Origin of the sequence: Oscillibacter hominis, assembly GCF_014334055.1 — a bacterium.
GTDB lineage: Bacteria > Bacillota > Clostridia > Oscillospirales > Oscillospiraceae > Oscillibacter > Oscillibacter hominis.
On sequence record NZ_CP060490.1, the window covers coordinates 2,370,861 to 2,388,888 of the forward strand.

Genomic DNA, 18,028 nt, shown 5'->3' on the forward strand with positions numbered 1-18,028 from the left:
GCGCCTTTTAGACGTTTCCGCATAGAAAGGAAATCGATATGATGCAGACGAATCACCTCTCCGCCGAACTGCAGGCCGCACTCAATCAGCTTCCCAGTGGGCTGGCAATTTATCAGCTTAATAACGGACAACTCTGCTCTATATTCCGCAACCCGGCTTTTTACCGGGTGATGGGATATGGAGAGGAACATATTGCCCAGAGCGAAGCCGGGCAGCTCTTTATCAATATCATTGAGGAGGACCGGTCCGCCCTTTTGGAAAGGACCATGGAAGCGCTGGAAAGCGATGAAGAGATGGTCTATACCCTGCGGGTCTTCAACGACCGGCTCCAAAGCCGCCGCTGGATCCATTTGGAGGGTTCCCGCCAAATCCAGGCGGACGGCTCAACACTTCTGTATATCACCTACACGGACGTCACGGAAGAAAGACATGTAGAGTCGGAATTGGCGGCCGCCAATGAGAAAATGCAGGATATTGTCAACGCGATCCCCGGCGGCGTGGCCATCTATAAAATGACGAATATCTTTGAAACCGTCTATTTTTCCGACGGCATCCCCAAGCTGACCGGCTACACGGCGGAGGAATACCGCGAGCTGTGTAAGCGCGACGCGGCGGAAATGACCTATCCGGAGGATACTCCCGCCGTCATAGAGAAATTGCAGGAGGCCGTCCGGAACCATACGACTGCAAAATTTGAATTCCGCAAGCGGCATCGTGACGGCCATATCGTGTGGGTGCGCATTCAGGCCAGACAAATCGGCGAAGCGGACGGGGCGCCGCTGATCCACTGCGTTTTCCATGATATCTCCGAGCTGAAAGAGACCCAGCAAGAGATGAGCCATCTGCTGGACTCCATCCCCGGCGGCGTCGCCAGCTACCGGGTTGAGGACGGCAAATTTATCCCCGTCTTTTATTCGGAAGGGGTTTCCGCCCTCTCGGGCCACACCCCGGCAGAATTTGACGCAATGATCGCCGGGGATGCCTACAACGCCATCTACCCGGGCGATCTCGACCGGGTGATCCGGGCGGCGGAGGAAGCCCTGCGCATTGGGAACATCCTGGATATCTCCTACCGGACGCGGCATAAAAACGGAAGCCTGGTATGGGTCCATTTCAACGGCCGCAGAATCGGGCCTCTCACGGCGTCCACGCGGTTTTACGCCTCTATTACCGGCCTGTCCTCGGAGTCCCGCATGTACCAGGAACTGGCCGAAGAATTGGCGGATTCCATCTATGTTATCAGCCAGGAAAACTATGAGCTGCTCTATTCCTACGAGACAAAGAAGCTGCTCCCAGACGCAGAGAACTGCATTGGGAAGAAGTGTTACGAGGCCTTGCAGGGCCGCACGACCCCTTGCTCTTTCTGCAATTTTCTAAAAGGCAATCCCGGTGAGAATATCCAGGCCGTCTCGCACCGGAACAACCGAACTTACAGCATGCATTACCGGAAGACCGTTTGGAACGGGATTCCCGCCTATATCCAATATCTGCGGGACGCTACGGAAGAGATTGAAATTCAGCGGGAAAAAGAGCGTCTGGAGCAGTACTTTCAGACGCTGGTGGAAACGCTGCCCGGCGGGGTCGTTGTGGTGCGGGGCAAAACGGGTGAAGCTCTCGCGGCAGAGTTTATATCGGCGGGCTTTGCCGCCATGGTCGGCGTCACGGTGGAAAGGGCATGGGAAATTTACGGAGAGGACACTATGGCTTCAGTCCATCCGAAAGACCGGCCAATCCTGATCGGACAGCTTGATGCGTTGTTCTCCCAGCAGAGTACCCGCGGAGAGCTGTCCTATCGGCTGAAGAATGGAAAAGGAAGCTATCTCTGGATCAAAAACACGCTCTCCATTATAACCGGCAAGGATGGAAACCGGCGGCTGTATATGTTTTTGCAGGATATCACGGAAGAACATGAGAAACAAAGGCGGATACGCGAGCAATATAAAGAAATGCTGCTGCAGCATTACCGGACGCCCGGCCCAAACGCGCTGATCGTGGGCCATTGCAACGTCACCCGGGATTTGATCCTGGAGATCAACGACTATACCGTCTCTCAGGCCACAAGGTCATTCGGCCCAAACCGGGAGGGGTTCTTTACTGCGCTGGCCGGCCTGATCGTCGATCCCCAAGAGCGGCAGAAGTTTCTGGACACCTATCTCAACGAGCCGCTTCTGGCGGCCTACCGCCGCGAGAACACCGAGCAGGTCCGCTCCTGTTTTATCCGGATCCCCGGCGAAGAAACGGGGCGGTATGCCCGGTGTCAGGTCAATCTGGTGAAGGAGCCCGACACCGGCGATATCACCGGCATTTTGACTGTAACGGACATCACGGAACAGGCCGTCTCCGAACGGGTCCTTCACCGGCTCTCCAACACTGGGTACGACCATATTGTGACCGTTGACCTGATCCGCGACCGGTACAAGATCTTCACCAGCGACGCCAGCGCCTGCTGTGTGCCGCTCCCCGACGGCGGCTCCCACTCCGGTTGGATGGAGTATATGCTGGAGAACTGGGTCGTTCCAAAAGACCAGGAAAATTACAAGAAATATCTGGACGCCGCTTATATGGCCGAACGGCTGGCCAAAAGTGGGACCTACACCTTCGACTATTCCGTGGCGGATGAGGATGGGAGCATCCGGGTAAAGCGGATGACCGTTTTTTCCATCGACCCGCGGCTGGGGCTGGCGTGTCTGGCCCGAACGGATGTGACGGAGTCGGTACGGGAGCAGCAGGGTCTGCTGAACATGCTGGCCTATACGTTTGAGCTGGCCAGCTTTGTCAATGTGGCAACAGGCCGGATGGTGATGTATACCCGCCAGACGGTACTGGAGGATCTGTCGCCGTATATTATGGAGGACTATGGCGCGCAAATCGCGGAAGCGATAAATCATTATGGAAACACGCAGCAGGAGCGGGAGAAGCTCCACGGTCAGTTCAAATTGAGCACCATACTGGACCAACTGGAAAAGAAGCCCCTGGGCTATGATTTTGTGTGCCCCTATCATGAAGAGGGAGGGCTTCGATACAAAAAAATCAATATCCTGTGGGGCGACCGGAACCATCAGACTGTTTGCGTTGTACGCGCGGATGTGACCGAAATGCTGACGGCCGAACGGAAAACCAAGGAGGAGCTGGAACACGCCCTTGAGCTGGCGGAACAGGCCAATCAGGCCAAGACCGCATTCCTCTCCTCCATGAGCCACGATATCCGCACCCCCATGAACGCCATCATGGGGATGACGACACTCGCAAACGCCCATATGGACGACCGGTCCTATGTGGAAGACTGCCTGGGGAAGATCTCAGTCTCCTCCCGGCACCTGCTGAACCTCATCAACGATATTCTGGAGATGAGCAAGATCGAGCGGGCGGATGTGGAGCTGAAGCGGGAACGGGTTTCCCTGCGGGAGCTGGCGGAGCAGGTCTCCACGATGATCCGCCCCCAGGTGGAAGAAAAAAAACTGCAGTTCCGGACCAGGGCCGATTCCATTGCCCATGCGTATTTTTATGGCGACCCCCTGCGGCTCAATCAGATCCTCATCAACATACTGGGCAACGCGGTCAAATTCACCCCCGAGGGCGGCATCGTGGACTTTTTGGCAGAGGAATGCCCGGCGGCGGCAGCGGATTGCGTTCGTTACCGTTTCTCTATTCAGGACACAGGGGTTGGCATGTCCGAGCAAGTGTTATCCCATGTTTTTGAACCTTTCACCCGTGGCGAGAATGTGGGGCGTATTGAGGGAACCGGTCTTGGTCTGAGCATTACCAAGGGGCTGGTGGACCGGATGGGAGGAAGCATTTCCGCAGAAAGCCGGGAGGGCGCGGGTTCCCTGTTCCGGGTCGAACTGGAATTTGAGCTCTGCCATGAGCCGGAAGAGATGTCCATGTCAAAGGCGCGGGAACTTCCCGGCCCCGGCGATGACAGCGCCTTGGCCGGGCGGCGGTTTTTGATCGCGGAGGATAACGAGATCAACGCGGAGATTCTCACCAGCCTGCTGGAGATGTTTGGCTGCACCGCGCTGGTGAAGACCGACGGCGCCCAGGCGGTACAGGAGTTCACCATGTCCCCGGCGGGAACCTATGACGCGATTTTGATGGACATTCAGATGCCGGTGATGACCGGCTATGAGGCGGCAAAAGCCATCCGGGCGCTGCCCCGGGAGGATGCCGGCACGATCCCCATCATCGCCATGACGGCCAACGCCTTTGCCGAGGATGTGCAGGCCGCGTTAAAAGCAGGGATGACCGCCCATGTGGCCAAGCCCATCGATCTGAATGTGCTGAAAACGACTTTAAAAAACGCGATATTACAAAATCTGAGGCTCAAGGAACGCCAACACAAGAGGTGACTATATGAAACAGCAAATACATAGAGGGATCCACCGCCTTGCCGCGGCATTTCTGTCGACACTTCTGGCAGTATCTCTTTTCTTTCCCTGCGCGGCCGCGGCGGCGCCAGAGGAAGTTGTTCTGCGGGTAGCATTCCCCAATGCGGAGGGGTACACCTCTCTTTCAGAGGATGGTTCACCCGTCGGTGTGGTGGTGGATTATCTCAACGAGATTTCCAAATACACCGGCTGGAAATACGAATATGTCCCTACGAGCAACGCGGTGGGAGACTTCCAGGATGGAAAATTTGATTTAATGGGCGGGACCTTTTACAACGAAGGCCTGGAAGACATGTTTGGCTACCCGGACTATAACTGCGGTTACACAGAAGCAAAGCTGATGGCCAGGAAGGATGACGCCTCCATCCGCAGCTATGACACGGGGACGCTGAACGGCAAAACCATCGGCGTGTATGACCGGTCCACCGAAAACATCCAACGTCTCAAAGATTGGCTGACCATTCAGGCTCTGGACTGCGAGCTCCGCTATTACAGCCGTGAGGACCTTGAAAATGGGAATCTATATAACCGGTTAGAGAGCGGAGAGGTGGACCTGCTGCTGGGCTATGGTACGGACATGCCGGACACCCTATACGCGGCGAAGTCCTTCGGCGGCCAGGCCCATTACATTGTCACCCAGCCGGGTGACAATGTAATATTGGACCAGCTCAATATGGCGCTGGAGCAGATCTATGCCGCGGACCCGGAATTTTCGGAAAAAGAGCAAGAGAAGAATTTCGCGGACAACATGACCGGGTATGCGGTTTTGACAGAGGGGGAACTATCGTACATCGCGGAGAAAGGCACGGTTACCGTTGCGGTCCCGGATAATTGGCACCCCCTGTATTGCGTGGACATCGACGATTATCATGAGGGCTTTGTGCCGGACGTATTGAAAAAAGTGACCGAGTATTCCGGCCTGCAATTCACTTATCTTCTCTGCGACTCCTATATGGACTCGATCATTATGGTACAAGAGGGAAAAGCCGATATGCTGGGCTTTTTCCTGGGTCCTGAAGCGCGCGCGTCCGATCATGAGTTGGCCAGAACGACAGCCTATGCCGGTCTTTCTCCGATTTTGGTCCGAAATAAAAATGTCACCTATCCCTCGGAGGGCCGGGTATGCGGCGTGATGAACGGCCGAATCAAATCAGAGTCTATTGTCGCGGACGAGATAATATATTACGACAGCGTCGAAGAGGGATTAAGCGACGTCAACCGGGGAAAGATTGATTTCTTCTATGGGTTAGGCGCCCACATAGAAAACATCATCCGCACGGAGAATTTCACCAACGTGGTTCAGGTGAGCCTGCCCAATAACAACACCGAGATCAGTTTTGCGGTCTCCAAGCCGGTGGACTCGCCGCTGTTCTCTATCTTGAATAAGGCCGTCAACAATCTGTCGGAATCCGAAAAAGAAGCCATCAGCAGCTTGAATATGGTCTCCATTGGGGACACGCATATCACGCTGTCCAGCATCATTGCCTCCAATCCCCAACTGGCGATCACGGTGGTGATCCTGTTTTTGGCGCTGACCATACTATTGGTGAGCCTTTATTTTTACTTCCGGCTGCGGTCCGCTAAAATGCGGTTGGGATTGGAAAAAGCGGAGGCGGACAGCAGGGCAAAAAGTGAATTCCTGTCCCGCATGAGCCATGAGATCCGCACGCCCATGAACGCGATCGTAGGCCTGGCGGATCTGACCGAGCGGGATCCGGAGCTGTCGGAGAAATCCCGGAACAATCTGAATAAAATAAAATCCTCATCCCACTATCTGCTGAGCCTGATCAACGACATTTTGGATATGAGCCGCATTGAGAGCGGGAAAATGGAATTGGAGCATACCGCGTTTTCCATGGATACGCTGTTGTGCGACATAGAGAGTATGCTGACCACCGACGCGGAGCGCCGGCAGATCCATTTCCAAGTGGATAGTGATCTGCGCGGTGAGGTCTACCTGGGAGACAATATCCGGCTGCGGCAGGTGATCTTAAACCTTCTGTCCAACGCGTTCAAGTTCACCCCAGAAGGCGGCACGGTGCGCCTCTGCGTTGAGGGGGATTCCGACACAGATACAGAGCGGACATTGACCGTCAAGGTGATCGACACCGGCGTGGGAGTATCCGCTGAGAATCAGCAGCGCATCTTCCGCAGCTTTGAACAGGTCGGGACCAGTACCTCCAAGAGCCAGGGAACCGGGCTGGGACTTGCCATCAGCCGGAGTATTGTGCGCTTGATGGGCGGCGACCTGCTCCTGGAAAGCGAGCCGGGCAAAGGCAGCGTCTTTTATTTTACAATCACGCTCGAGAAAGGGACTCTGGAAGAGCCGACGATTGAAATGTCGGCCGGAGAACGGACGTTTGCGGGCGCCAATATCCTGCTGGCGGAAGATAACGATCTGAACGCCGAAATTGCGGTAGAGTTGCTGCGGTGCCAGGGAGCCATGGTGCAGCGGGTGGAAAACGGCAGGCTCGCGGTGGAGCTGTTTCAAGACAAGGGGCCGGGCGCTTTCCAGGCGATCTTAATGGATATCCAGATGCCGGAGATGAATGGATTGGAGGCCACTGCGGCCATCCGGGCGCTGGACCGGCCGGACGCCAAAACCATTCCCATCATCGCCATGACCGCAAACACCTTTAAGGAAGATGTGGAGGCGGCAATGGCGGCCGGGATGACAAGCTTCATTTCAAAACCGGTGGATGTTGAAACGCTTTATAACGAACTTCACGCCGCTGTTCATAAAAACATTAACTAAAACATGAGAGGCTGGCTGCACAGGCCCGGATTCTTCCGCACTGAGTCTGCGTCCCATTTAGGAGGAAGCAAAAGTGAATTCTAAAGAGCAAATATGTCATGAGGCGGAAGCCCTGGCCCGCAGGATACTGACCAGCTATTTCTGCAATTCCGACGTTGAATGCTTGATCTCTACCCTGGCGCCCGATGTTTTATGGCTGGGCGGCGGGAAAGAAATGCGGGCGCGCGGGCGCGAGGCCGTGACCGCCGCTTTCCGAAATGGCGGCGAGATGATCGCCTACGACCTGACGGAAGAACACTACGATACCTTGGATATGGGCGGCGGCACTTATCTGTGCCAGGGGATCGGCTGGATCACCAGCAAACCGGGGCAGCAGATGTATGTGCGTTATCACCAGCGCTGTACCTTCGTCTTCCGCGAAACGCCCCACGGGCTGGAAACGGCGTATATCCACAACTCCATGTCCATGCGGGAAGACTTTGGGGAGGGAGAGCTGTTCCCCATCCAGGAAGCCCGCGACGGTTATGAGCGGCTGAAGGGCATCCTCTCCCAGCGGGAGCAGCAAATTGAGCTGATGCTCTCTCAGCTGCCCGGCGGGATGCTTACCTGCCGGGCGGACGACGATTTTACCATTGAGTGGGTCAGTGATGGCTTATGTGAGCTGCTGGATTACGCCGATACCAACGAACTGTATCGGGCTTCCGGCGGTACCGTCCGTGGTTTCGTGGTTCCGGAAGATTACGGCGCGATGCTGGCGCAGACAAAGGCCGCGCTGTTGAAGAAAGACGCCTACAGCACGGAATACCGGGTGCGGAAAAAAGATGGCGGGACGCTGTGGGTGGCGGATTTCGGAAAACGGGTCGTCTCCGCGCAGGGAACGGCGCTGATCTACTGCTTTATCTCTGACATCTCGGAAAAAAAGGCTCGGGAACAACAGATCATGGAGTCCAACCAGGAGGCGGCGCAGCAGGCACACTTTCTGACCCAGCTGTACAATACGGTCCCCTGCGGGATCCTGCAGTTTGAACCAGAGCCCCCTTATGCCATCGTGAGCGTGAACCGAATGGTCTGGGAATTTTACGGATATGAGAGCGAGGCGGCTTACCGCGCGGCGGTGCTCGATCCGTTCCAGCTTGTCCTGGAGCAAGAGCGCGCGCATATCCGCAGTGTGGCGGACGGCCTTGCCCTAAACGGCAGCCCGGCTACCTATACCCGGGAAAGCGTCCGGCAGGACGGAACCCAAGTGTGGATTAACGTGGTGATGGAGCGGCTCTTAAACGCCAACGGGCAGGACGTTATCCAGGCGGTATTCACCGATGTGACCAACCTCCACCTGCTTCAGCAGGAACGGGAGCAGGCACAGCTTCTGGAGAACCGCTTGCTCCAGACGGCCATCCAGACCACCTATCCGTTGATCGTCAGCGTGAATCTGACCCAGGATACCTATCAATGCATTGTAGAAAACGGCAGAGAAAGCACACTGCCGGCGGGCGGAATTTATTCCAAACTGGTCCGGGAAACAAATGAGAATCTTGCTCCCTCTTTCCAGCAGAATTATACCGCGACATTTGACCGGCAAACCGTGCTGAATCGCTTTGCCGGTGGTGAGAAGGAGCTCTATATCGAAATACAGGCAAAAGACGCAAATGGCTTAGAGCATTGGATATCCCTCTGTTTGATCTCCGTGGAAAATCCGTTTGGCAGCGATGAGCTGTGCATCATGCTGGTCAAGGTGCTGGATGATCAGCACGCGGAACAGGCCCGGCAGGAACAGCTGCTTCGGGATGCGCTGGCGGCGGCCAACGCGGCAAGCCATGCAAAAAGCGATTTTCTGTCCCGTATGAGCCACGATATCCGAACTCCCATGAACGCCATCATCGGGATGAGCACCATCGGCCAACTCAAAGCTGACGACCATCAGCGGACCCAGGACTGCTTCCAAAAGATCGACGCTTCCTCCCGTTACCTTTTGAGCCTTATCAACGATGTACTGGATATGAGCAAAATTGAGACAGGAAAAATGACGATTGAGAGAAAGCCCTTTGATTTTTCTGAGCTGATACAGGAGCTCACCACAATTTTGTATCCCCAGTTTGCCGAGCATGGAATTTTCTTTGAAATCACCCATGAGGAACCGCTGGACCGGATCTATGTGGGGGATGCCCTGCGGCTCAATCAGATTCTGATGAATCTGCTGTCCAATGCGCTCAAGTTTACCCGCCGAAGCGGCAGGGTCTCCCTTCATATGAAGGAAAGCAGCCGGACCAACGGCTATTCCTACCTGACCTTCACTGTTTCGGACACCGGAATTGGAATGTCCAGGGAATTTTTAGAGCGGATTTTCCAGCCCTTTGAGCAGGAAGATTCCAGCTTTGCCCGCAACAAGGTGGGCAGCGGTCTCGGCCTTTCTATTGTGCATAACCTGGTCCAGCTCATGGGCGGCACCGTGGAGATCAGCAGCGTCAAGGGCAGAGGTTCCACATTTACCATTTCCATTCCGCTGGGCCGTGTGGAGGACGACCAGGAAGTGGAACGGCGGCGGAAGAACGCCTCTTTGATGCAGGGCATCGAAGTTCTGGTGGTAGATGACGATAAACTGGTGGGAGAACAAAGCGCCGCGATTTTGGATCAGATTGGCGCCCATACCGTATGGGTGGATTCCGGCCGGAAGGCAGTGGAGGAGGTCCGTGCCGTGGCCGCCCGGGGCCGGCACTATGACATCGCCATGATCGACTGGAAAATGCCGGATATGGACGGCATTGAGACCACACGCCAGATCAGGACGATTGTGGGGCCGGAAACCACAATTATCGTCATCTCCGCTTACGATTGGAGAAGCATTGAGGATGAGGCAAGGGCGGCCGGGGCCGACAGTTTTATTTCCAAACCCCTGTTTTTCTCCACGATCTGCGATACCTTCTCCGCGCTGCGCTTTGGCAGTCAATCCCTTGAACAGACCGCGCAGGCGAATCCGTTGGTCGGACACAGAATTTTGCTGGTCGAGGATAATGCGCTGAATATGGAGATCGCCAAGTCAATTTTGGAAATCTACGGCATGGAAGTCGTTACCGCCGAGGATGGTCAGCAGGCGGTGGACCTTTTCGCCGCGGCGCCGGTGAATCATTTTCTGGCGGTGCTGATGGATATCCGCATGCCGGTCATGGACGGACTGGCTGCCACACAGGCCATCCGGGAACTTCCCCGGCCGGACGCTAACAGCGTTCCTATCCTTGCCATGAGCGCCAACGCCTTTGAGGAGGATAAGAAACTGGCCTGCGCGGCAGGGATGAACGGCTATATTGTAAAGCCGCTGGATATTCAAACCCTTCTTCTGGAGCTGGATAAGCTGACTGATGCAACCTGAGTCCGCAACATATAGGAACATTTCAAGAAATAAGGCGCTTGAATGCAGATTCAATGCCGGCCTTGGAGTTTTTCAGTTTCTCTGCCTTCTCGGTGGCATACAGCAGCTGGCTCCAGCCGTCTGCGGGGTTTTCACGCCGCACCAAATAACCCTTGGCCTCCAGATGGGCGGCCCGCCGGGCAGCGGCGCCCTTATCGATCTTCAGAGCTTCCCGCAGTTCTGCCTGGGTGATGCCGGGATAATGACGAACCAGATGGATGAAGTCAAACTCTGCTGTTCCCCCCTCCGCGCGCATAGTCTGCAGCGTTAGCTTCGCGGCTTCTCTGGTTATTTTAGTAGTCTGTCGTTCTGTCTTATCCATTCGACTGCCTCCAAGAAAGATGTAGTTACAACCAAACTATATGACAGTACATCTTTCTCCGTTTTGCAATATTTACTTTTCAATAAATCTGTTCCGGTGTCCCTGGCTGAAACAGCAGAAGCAAAATGAAGCCACAGAAGTGGGCATCGGTTTTTCTTTAAATGAGGTTATAGATCACATTTTACCGCTATAAACACAGGGCAGGATGGAACTCCATCCTGCCCTGACTGTTTGAATATAAGTTTACTTCTTGTTTTCGCAGAACCGCATGAGGATCATGGCGGCCTGCGCGCGGGTGGCGTTGCCCTGGGGATCCAGGATATTGTCGCCCACACCGTTAATCAGCTTCTGGCCTATAGCCCAATTCATCGCCTGGACCGCATAGCCGGAGATCTTCTCGTGGTCGGAAAAGCCGATGAGGTTTTCCTCCAGCGACACAGCCGTCATGCCCTTGTACTGCGCATAGCGGTACAGTATGGCCGCAAGCTGCTCTCTGGTAATATCATCGTTCGGTCCGAACATTCCATTGCCGTAGCCACCCACAATGCCGTTTTCAGCAGCCCACGCCACGGCGTCAGCATAGTACTGATTAGAGGGAACGTCAAGGAAAGCAGAGTGTTCCTTGCTTGGGGGGTACCCCTCAAGCCGATGAAGGATTGTCACGACCATACCGCGCGAGAGCGTGTCATTGGGGCCAAACTTGCTGTTGCCATAGCCAGACATCAAACCGCAGGTAATCACGTAGTCTAGGGCTTCATGATACCAGGCGGAGGTATTCACATCGGTAAATACCGCGCTGGGGCAGTCTGCACCGCCGTCACAGGCGGCAGGCCGGAAGGTCACTGTAATATTCACCTTGCTGTCGGGCTGGGTGAAGCTGTAGGTACCGCCGCCGTTATCTGTGACCTCGACGGGCTTGCCGTCCTCATCAATGACGGTGATCTTGTCAACGATCCTGCCGTTCTCAGGCTTGAGGGTCACAGTGACCTTGTCGCCCCGCGCCGGGCGTTTGGGGAAAACGCTCACATCGCCGCCGACGGGTTCGATGATAACGGGCGGATAGGTGGGTTGAGTGGACGAGCCGCCAGTGGTGGGAGTGCTGTTCTTCGTCCACTGAGCGTAAATGGTCTGATCGCCTGCAAATACAGTTTCAGTTGTTATCTGTGTCCCGCCGCTTGTCGTCGTGTACCAGCCGTTAAAGGCATAGCCGCTGCGGGTAGGTGTAGGCAAATTGGCCAGTTTCTTGTCTGTGCCGGTGACAAGGGTAGTATCGCTGACTGTACCGCCGTTGACATCAAGGGTCACGGTGTAGGTTGCGGGAGCGGGGGCGTAGATCTTCACCAGCTTGGCGGCGTTTGTATATTCCTCACTGTCAAAGCTGTCACCAGTATAAGGAATCTGCATTCCTTGAATGTCAGCGAATTTTACATCTTCCAGTTCGGTGGCGGAAATGTTGGTGCTGCCCACGCAGGTCATTCCGTCAACGTCCAATTCGTTGACGGAGATTGCAAAGGTAGGCGCGGAAGCGATCAATGTGCCGCCCGTGACAGCCAGTTTGCCCGTGGTTTGTTCGCCAGCACAAAAAACTCCATAATACAACGCACCCTTTGCGTTCACCGTACCGCTCTTCAGCGTCAGAGTCCCATTCGGGCAGAAAATACCGGTGGTATACCCTTCCGCCGTCAGGCTGCCGGTGCCTTTCACGGTCGCGGAACAATCGGAGATATGGATGCCCATTGAGCCGTCAAAGCTCTCGCTGTCAATCGTAGGCGTGATGACCTCGTTCTCGCCTGCCAGCTCAATTTCACAGTCTTTACCTACCCACAAGCCGGTGACCATGTCGTGGCATTCAGAGGGTTCTTTGGCGGTCAAATGGAAATCGGTCAGGGTCAGGGTATTAGTATTCTTGTCATAGGTGATGGTGCCGCTCTCGCTGTCCAGATACTGCGTATCCTTCGCAAGAGTTCCATTGGGGGTTAGAACATAGGCGGCAACAGGGAGCAGGATCAAGTTGCCGTTCTCGGCCACCAGGGTGCGGGGCGTGCCGTTGTAATCCGTCACCATAAATTTGTCGGGGTCGCTGGCGTTGCAGACAATGGTTTCCCATGTGGTCTCCGCAGCTCCATCCAGTACAAGCGTGATGGGGGCACTACCCACCCAGTCTTTCGCGTCGATGCTATTGGAACGCCCCACATAGATGCTGTTCAGAGTGGTGTTTCCCTTGAGGAAAATTGTCTTCTCAAGGTCTCCCGTAGTGATGGAGATATCCTGAGTTTGCCCCTCCACCTTGCCTCCATACAGATAGGCTTTGCCATAGCCTTGCATCGAGATTGCAAAAGCCCGCATTGCTTTCAGCGTGCCGCCATACAGGTTGAGTGTCGCGTTCACGCTCTCCGTGTCGGAGCCGACCCAGATAACATTTCCGATACTGGTCGCGGTGATGGCACCCTTTTCCCCTTCGGAACAGTCGTAAACATTCAGCGTTCCGCCAGGGCGAATCTCGATGGTAGAAACAGCATCTTCGACATTCGGCCCGGCCAGGGTGTGGCCGTTGAGGCAGAGGCTGACCGTCACATTGGCGGGAATCACCAGAGTGTCGGTCAGGGTCACGTCGCCGGTCAGATAGTAGCTGCCCGATGCCAGTTCCCCGCCGGTGGCGGCAAACGGCTGGGCACCGGTGACGCCGTGGTCCTGGCCCGCGCAGGTATGGGCTTCACTGGGGGCATCAGTGATCGTGTCCATCCCACCGATGACCACGCCATTTTCTCCGATGATGATGGTCTTGGTCACGGCTTCGGTCAGGGCGCCGGCGGTGTTGCTGACCCAGAAGGTAAAGGTATAGGTCCCGGGTTCATATCCGCTGCTGGTGTTGATGGTCTGGGCCAACTCCTTCATGGTGTCGTCCGCGACCACACTGACCAGGTTCACATCTTCCTTGTCGGTCAGATAGATCCCTTCGCTGTCCTGGACGCTGTAATGGAGGGTGTTGGTCTGGCCGGCGGCATCCTTCACCAGGGCCTTTACCTGGAAGGAAGTCGCATTTTCGCCTACGCTCAGGGCCACCACGGGAACGGGCTCACCGCCCTCCACGGGGTAGGTACCCCACTGGGGCGGGTCGGACTTCTCACCCACGCCGATGACCACGGAGAAGGTCTTGGACTCGTTGGCGGCAAGGTCGATGCCCTGCCAGGAGAAGGCGATGCCGCTGTCCTTATTTGAGAAAGAATGGATCCCTGTCGCGGCATAGTCGGTATTATAGTAGCTCGCATAGCTGCTGTTGATGGTTTCCGCACCGATTTGTGTAAAGTAATTATAAGTACCTGAAACAGAATTTTTATCGTCACGGTTGCTATAGTATCCAAACCAATAGGTATCGGCTGGGGTCACGCCGCCAGTGCCGCCGAAGTAGAGGTTGAACTGGGCATCTTGCGAGGCACAGCCATTGGTGTGGGTGTCCACCATCCGCAGACCGATGGCCTTTCCGGCGCGGTCTTTGATCACTTCTACCGTAGCAGCATCGTTGTCACCGATCTGCACATCGGCGTGAACAGCCAGCTTGCCGCCGGAAACGGCGCTGTTTCCAGCTGTTACGGTATAATTAAGCTGAATATATTTACCGTCGTTCAGGAAAGCAGGTTTCACCGTCACCGCCATAGATTCGCTGTCTGTCTGCGTTTCTGTTCTGTATCCATTATTAGAATAAGTTGTTTGTATCCATTTCCCCTTATAACAGCCTACGATATCAAGGCTCCCATCACCTTGGCCAATGGCCATGACACCATTGTCGTCCGTGGTATAGCCCATAGGGCTTACATGACAGGCACTGGTATTGTTACCTGTCAGTATCACCGAGGAATCAACCGTACCGACCAGCGCCTGATAGCCGTAGTCGCTCCCCTGAACGGTGCCGGATACGGTGCAGTTTGCGATGTCGGCATAACTGGCGTACCCCGCCAACATACCCACATTGGATGAACCGCTCACGGAACCGCTTACAGTCACATTTTGAATTTTGGTATGGATGGAGTAGTCACCATACACGTAACCAAACAGGCCGCAATAACTATTTGTACCGGTGATCTTCAGATTGGAAACGGTGTGCTCGCCGCCGTCAAAGTTGGCCTGGAACGCACAGCTGGAATTCTTGCCAATGGGCGTCCACTCCTCGTTGTTCAGGTCAATGCTCCCCGTCAGCTTGTACCAAACATCCCTATTGTTATAGGTGGTATTGCCGCTGTTGGCGATGGTGGCCAGCGTTTTCAAATCTTCCGTGCTGTCGATCTCATAGGGTTCGGCTATTGTTCCGCTACCGGGCATGGCGGCCACCGCATCGGCCTGGAAGGTCATCGCGCCGGTGATCCGCTGGGAGGAGCTGGCATAGTTGCTGTTAAATTCGCCGTTGTCCACCTTGTACTTCCATCCAAGGAAAACCTGATTGTCCGCAGAATAAGTGGGCGGAGAGATGCTCTCTCCATACTCCTCAATCGTGGGATAGCTGTCGCCGGTCAGCGTTGTTGTGCCGTCCCGGTCGAGCCAGGTCAGATTGCAGGCCACGCCCTTGTAGACCAGCGCAGTCGGATCGCCCTCATCAGGATTCAAGGTATAATTGATATTAAAGGAAGTGAAGCTCGACTTGTTGTTTTCGTTCACTCCGCATACCGCCGCTTCGCCGTTGGGGTAGGAAGACCTACGCTGAACCGTAATCGCTTCGCCCGTATAATAGGCGGGAGCGTCCGTGCTTCCGTCGTTGGCGTAAACCGTGCCACTGTAAATATCCGCATAGTTCTCACCAGAGGTCAGGGTAGGCGTATTGCTCAAATACACTTTTTCACTGCTGTAATCATTATAGATCGCCGCCGAGCCGCCCGTGATGGAGCCGCCGGAGATTTTGGCCTCAGTAGAGCCAGAATTGAAAAGGCCACATCCGCTCATCGATGATACCTCGCCGCCGGTCAGGTAGAACGTTCCAGCGTTATAGACCGCTTGGCTTCCGGAATATGAGTATGTGTTTTCCACCTTGCCGCTTTCCAGCGTCAGGATACCGTAATTCTGCACGGTACCTGACCAGTTACTTCCCGTCACATAGCCGCCGGTACTGCAGTCGCAGATGGTCAGACTTGCTCCGCTGGACACCTCAATATAGTAGTTGCCGCAGTCCAGCGTCTGCCCATTCAGGCAGAGGGTGACCGCACCGCTGATGGTCAAATTGCCGGTCAGGGTCAATGAGGTTTCGGGGGCTGCGGATTCTGCGGGTACCGCAAGGTAGTAGCTCCCCTCCTCCAGTGTTCCGCTCGTGGTAGTCAACGCTTTCCAGTCGCCGGTGTTGTGGTCATGCTCCGCCGCCATCGCGCTGACCGGCAGCAAGCTCAGACACATACACATCGCTAGGAATGCACTGAATATCCGTTTCTTCATCTCTCGGTTCCTCCCTTTTCTCCAAGGTGTTCGTTTTCACTGCCCGGGATGATGTCCACGCGGTTATCCGGGCAGTGGCAGATGCTTTGCGTCAACATCACATCCGTGCGTTTGCGAAAATCCGCGTACCTGCAATACCAGCAGGTAGGAAAGTCCAGCGTTGGATTTTTGCCGGGGATGAAATACGCACAGCTGTGGTCTGGCAGCACAATGGGCTCCCCGCTATCCGTTAGGCCGATAATCCGGTCTGCGTTTAACATTCGGACATCCCTCCCTCAAGATGAGATGACATGGGGACTTGACAATTTCTCCTGTTTATCATAGCAAAAAAGCGCCCCCTTGTGGGGCGCTTGCGAAAACTGCCGGTATAATTACGAAAACGGCACTCATTTGCATCCAAAAAGCAAAAATGTAACCATTGGTTCAATCCCTCAGCACTGCCTGGAGGGTAAATATGCCGCTCTCCGCCTGGACGCCGCACCAGCCGCCGTAGCGCTCCGCCGTCTGGCGAATGCTGGCCAGGCCCAAGCCGTGACCGGGTTCCTGTTTATTGGTCTCGGGCAGACCGTCCGGCCTCAGCTGGAGTTCTCCGGAGAAAGGATTTTCCACAGAAAGGACCAGTTTATCCCCGGTCTTGGCGCCCCGGACACGAAGATACCGCTCTGCCGACTGTGGCAGGTGACCGATGGCCTCCAGAGCGTTTTGCAGGGCGTTGCCGAAAATGAGGCACAGGTGCAGAGGGTCTACCTTCTCCAGGGGCGGCAGCCGCAGGTCGCAGGAAAATTCGATGCCAGCCTCCCGGCACAGGGCGTCGTAATAGGCCAGGAGGGCATTCACCGGACTGCTGGCGCAGTACTGCCGCACCTCCGCCGGTGGCGTCATGGTCTCCATGCTGGCCACATAGACTCGGATGCCCTCCAGGTCACCCTCCCGGCACAGGCCGCCCAGGGTGTTGATGTGGTGGCGCAGGTCGTGGACCTGCATCCGGTTTTGTTGGAGTTGGGTGGTGAGATCGGTGTAGTATCGCTCGGAGAGGGCCAACTGGCCCTCCAGCACCCCAGCCCGCTCGGAAGCGGCCCGGCTCTCGTCCGCCGCCAGCTTCACCCGATTCAGGGAGATGACCAGCATGGACAGCACCACTCCGCTGCCCACGCAGACACCCAGCAGGTTGAACCGCTCCTCCGGACGCAGGAAGATCAGGGCCGGAGAGGTGCTCATGACCATGATCATCACCTCCATCATGCCCACGGCCAGGGCCAGGGAACCCCAGGGTACGCCCTTGGTGTCCATCAGATTCTTGAATTTAGGTATCAGGAAGAAGACGGCGTACACCGTTCCCAGGACTACGCCCCCGGTGCGGAAAATCAGCATCCCCAGGTTCGCCTGGTTATAGGAGAAGAACAGGGAGCCCAGGGTATAAGCCCCCGTGGAACACAGGACGGAGGACACGTCGCAGGCGAAGAAAATGCACCAGAAACGCCCCTTCCGGTACCTGGAGATGAACAGTCCGGCGGCGATCTGGGGGAATACGTACAGCTCGCCGAAGATGGCGATGGCGGTCTCCGCGTCCAACAGGACGGAAAGCAGGGCACACAACCCCAGCAGCACCGCACCCACCAGATTCATAAACAGGAAAGTCTTCTTCCGGGAGAAGCGGGAGGGCAAGGCGGCCGCCATGGTGTTGAGCTGGCAGAAAATGAGTACGGTGCTGTAGATCAGATTGTTCCCTGTCATGGTCATGGCAATTC

The 18,028-nt window shown here is 55.6% G+C and carries 7 protein-coding genes; 3 read left to right on the forward strand and 4 right to left on the reverse strand.

Features of this window, described 5'->3' with window-relative positions:
• Nucleotides 1-38 precede the first annotated feature (38 nt).
• The 3 genes from H8790_RS11700 to H8790_RS11710 all read left to right on the forward strand — a co-directional run bounded on the left by H8790_RS11700 (nucleotide 39) and on the right by H8790_RS11710 (nucleotide 10,504).
• Nucleotides 39-4,346 (forward strand): hybrid sensor histidine kinase/response regulator, encoded by a 4,308-nt coding sequence (locus H8790_RS11700; protein ID WP_243208502.1) that lies wholly within the window; start codon nucleotides 39-41, stop codon nucleotides 4,344-4,346.
• Between the two features lie 4 nt (nucleotides 4,347-4,350).
• Entirely contained in the window at nucleotides 4,351-7,140 is a 2,790-nt protein-coding gene (locus H8790_RS11705) for an ATP-binding protein (RefSeq protein ID WP_187332693.1), read from the forward strand.
• 73 nt (nucleotides 7,141-7,213) lie between these two features.
• Nucleotides 7,214-10,504: a PAS domain-containing hybrid sensor histidine kinase/response regulator gene (locus H8790_RS11710; protein ID WP_187332694.1), complete on the forward strand. Its 3,291-nt coding sequence runs from the start codon at nucleotides 7,214-7,216 to the stop codon at nucleotides 10,502-10,504.
• Nucleotides 10,505-10,526: 22 nt separating this feature from the next.
• Here the strand turns inward: H8790_RS11710 and H8790_RS11715 are convergent, their stop codons facing one another.
• From H8790_RS11715 to H8790_RS11730, 4 genes are all read right to left on the reverse strand, one after another.
• Nucleotides 10,527-10,865 (reverse strand): MarR family winged helix-turn-helix transcriptional regulator, encoded by a 339-nt coding sequence (locus H8790_RS11715; RefSeq protein WP_187332695.1) that lies wholly within the window; start codon nucleotides 10,863-10,865, stop codon nucleotides 10,527-10,529.
• A gap of 243 nt (nucleotides 10,866-11,108) precedes the next feature.
• Entirely contained in the window at nucleotides 11,109-16,280 is a 5,172-nt protein-coding gene (locus tag H8790_RS11720; protein WP_187332696.1) for an S-layer homology domain-containing protein, read from the reverse strand.
• Nucleotides 16,277-16,540, reverse strand: a complete 264-nt coding sequence (locus tag H8790_RS11725; RefSeq protein WP_187332697.1) for a hypothetical protein — start codon at nucleotides 16,538-16,540, stop codon at nucleotides 16,277-16,279. The genes H8790_RS11720 and H8790_RS11725 overlap by 4 nt, the downstream gene beginning before the upstream one ends.
• Before the next feature lie 163 nt (nucleotides 16,541-16,703).
• A complete protein-coding gene (locus tag H8790_RS11730) occupies nucleotides 16,704-18,020 on the reverse strand; it encodes a sensor histidine kinase (protein ID WP_187332698.1) in 1,317 nt (438 codons plus the stop codon).
• Nucleotides 18,021-18,028 lie beyond the last annotated feature (8 nt).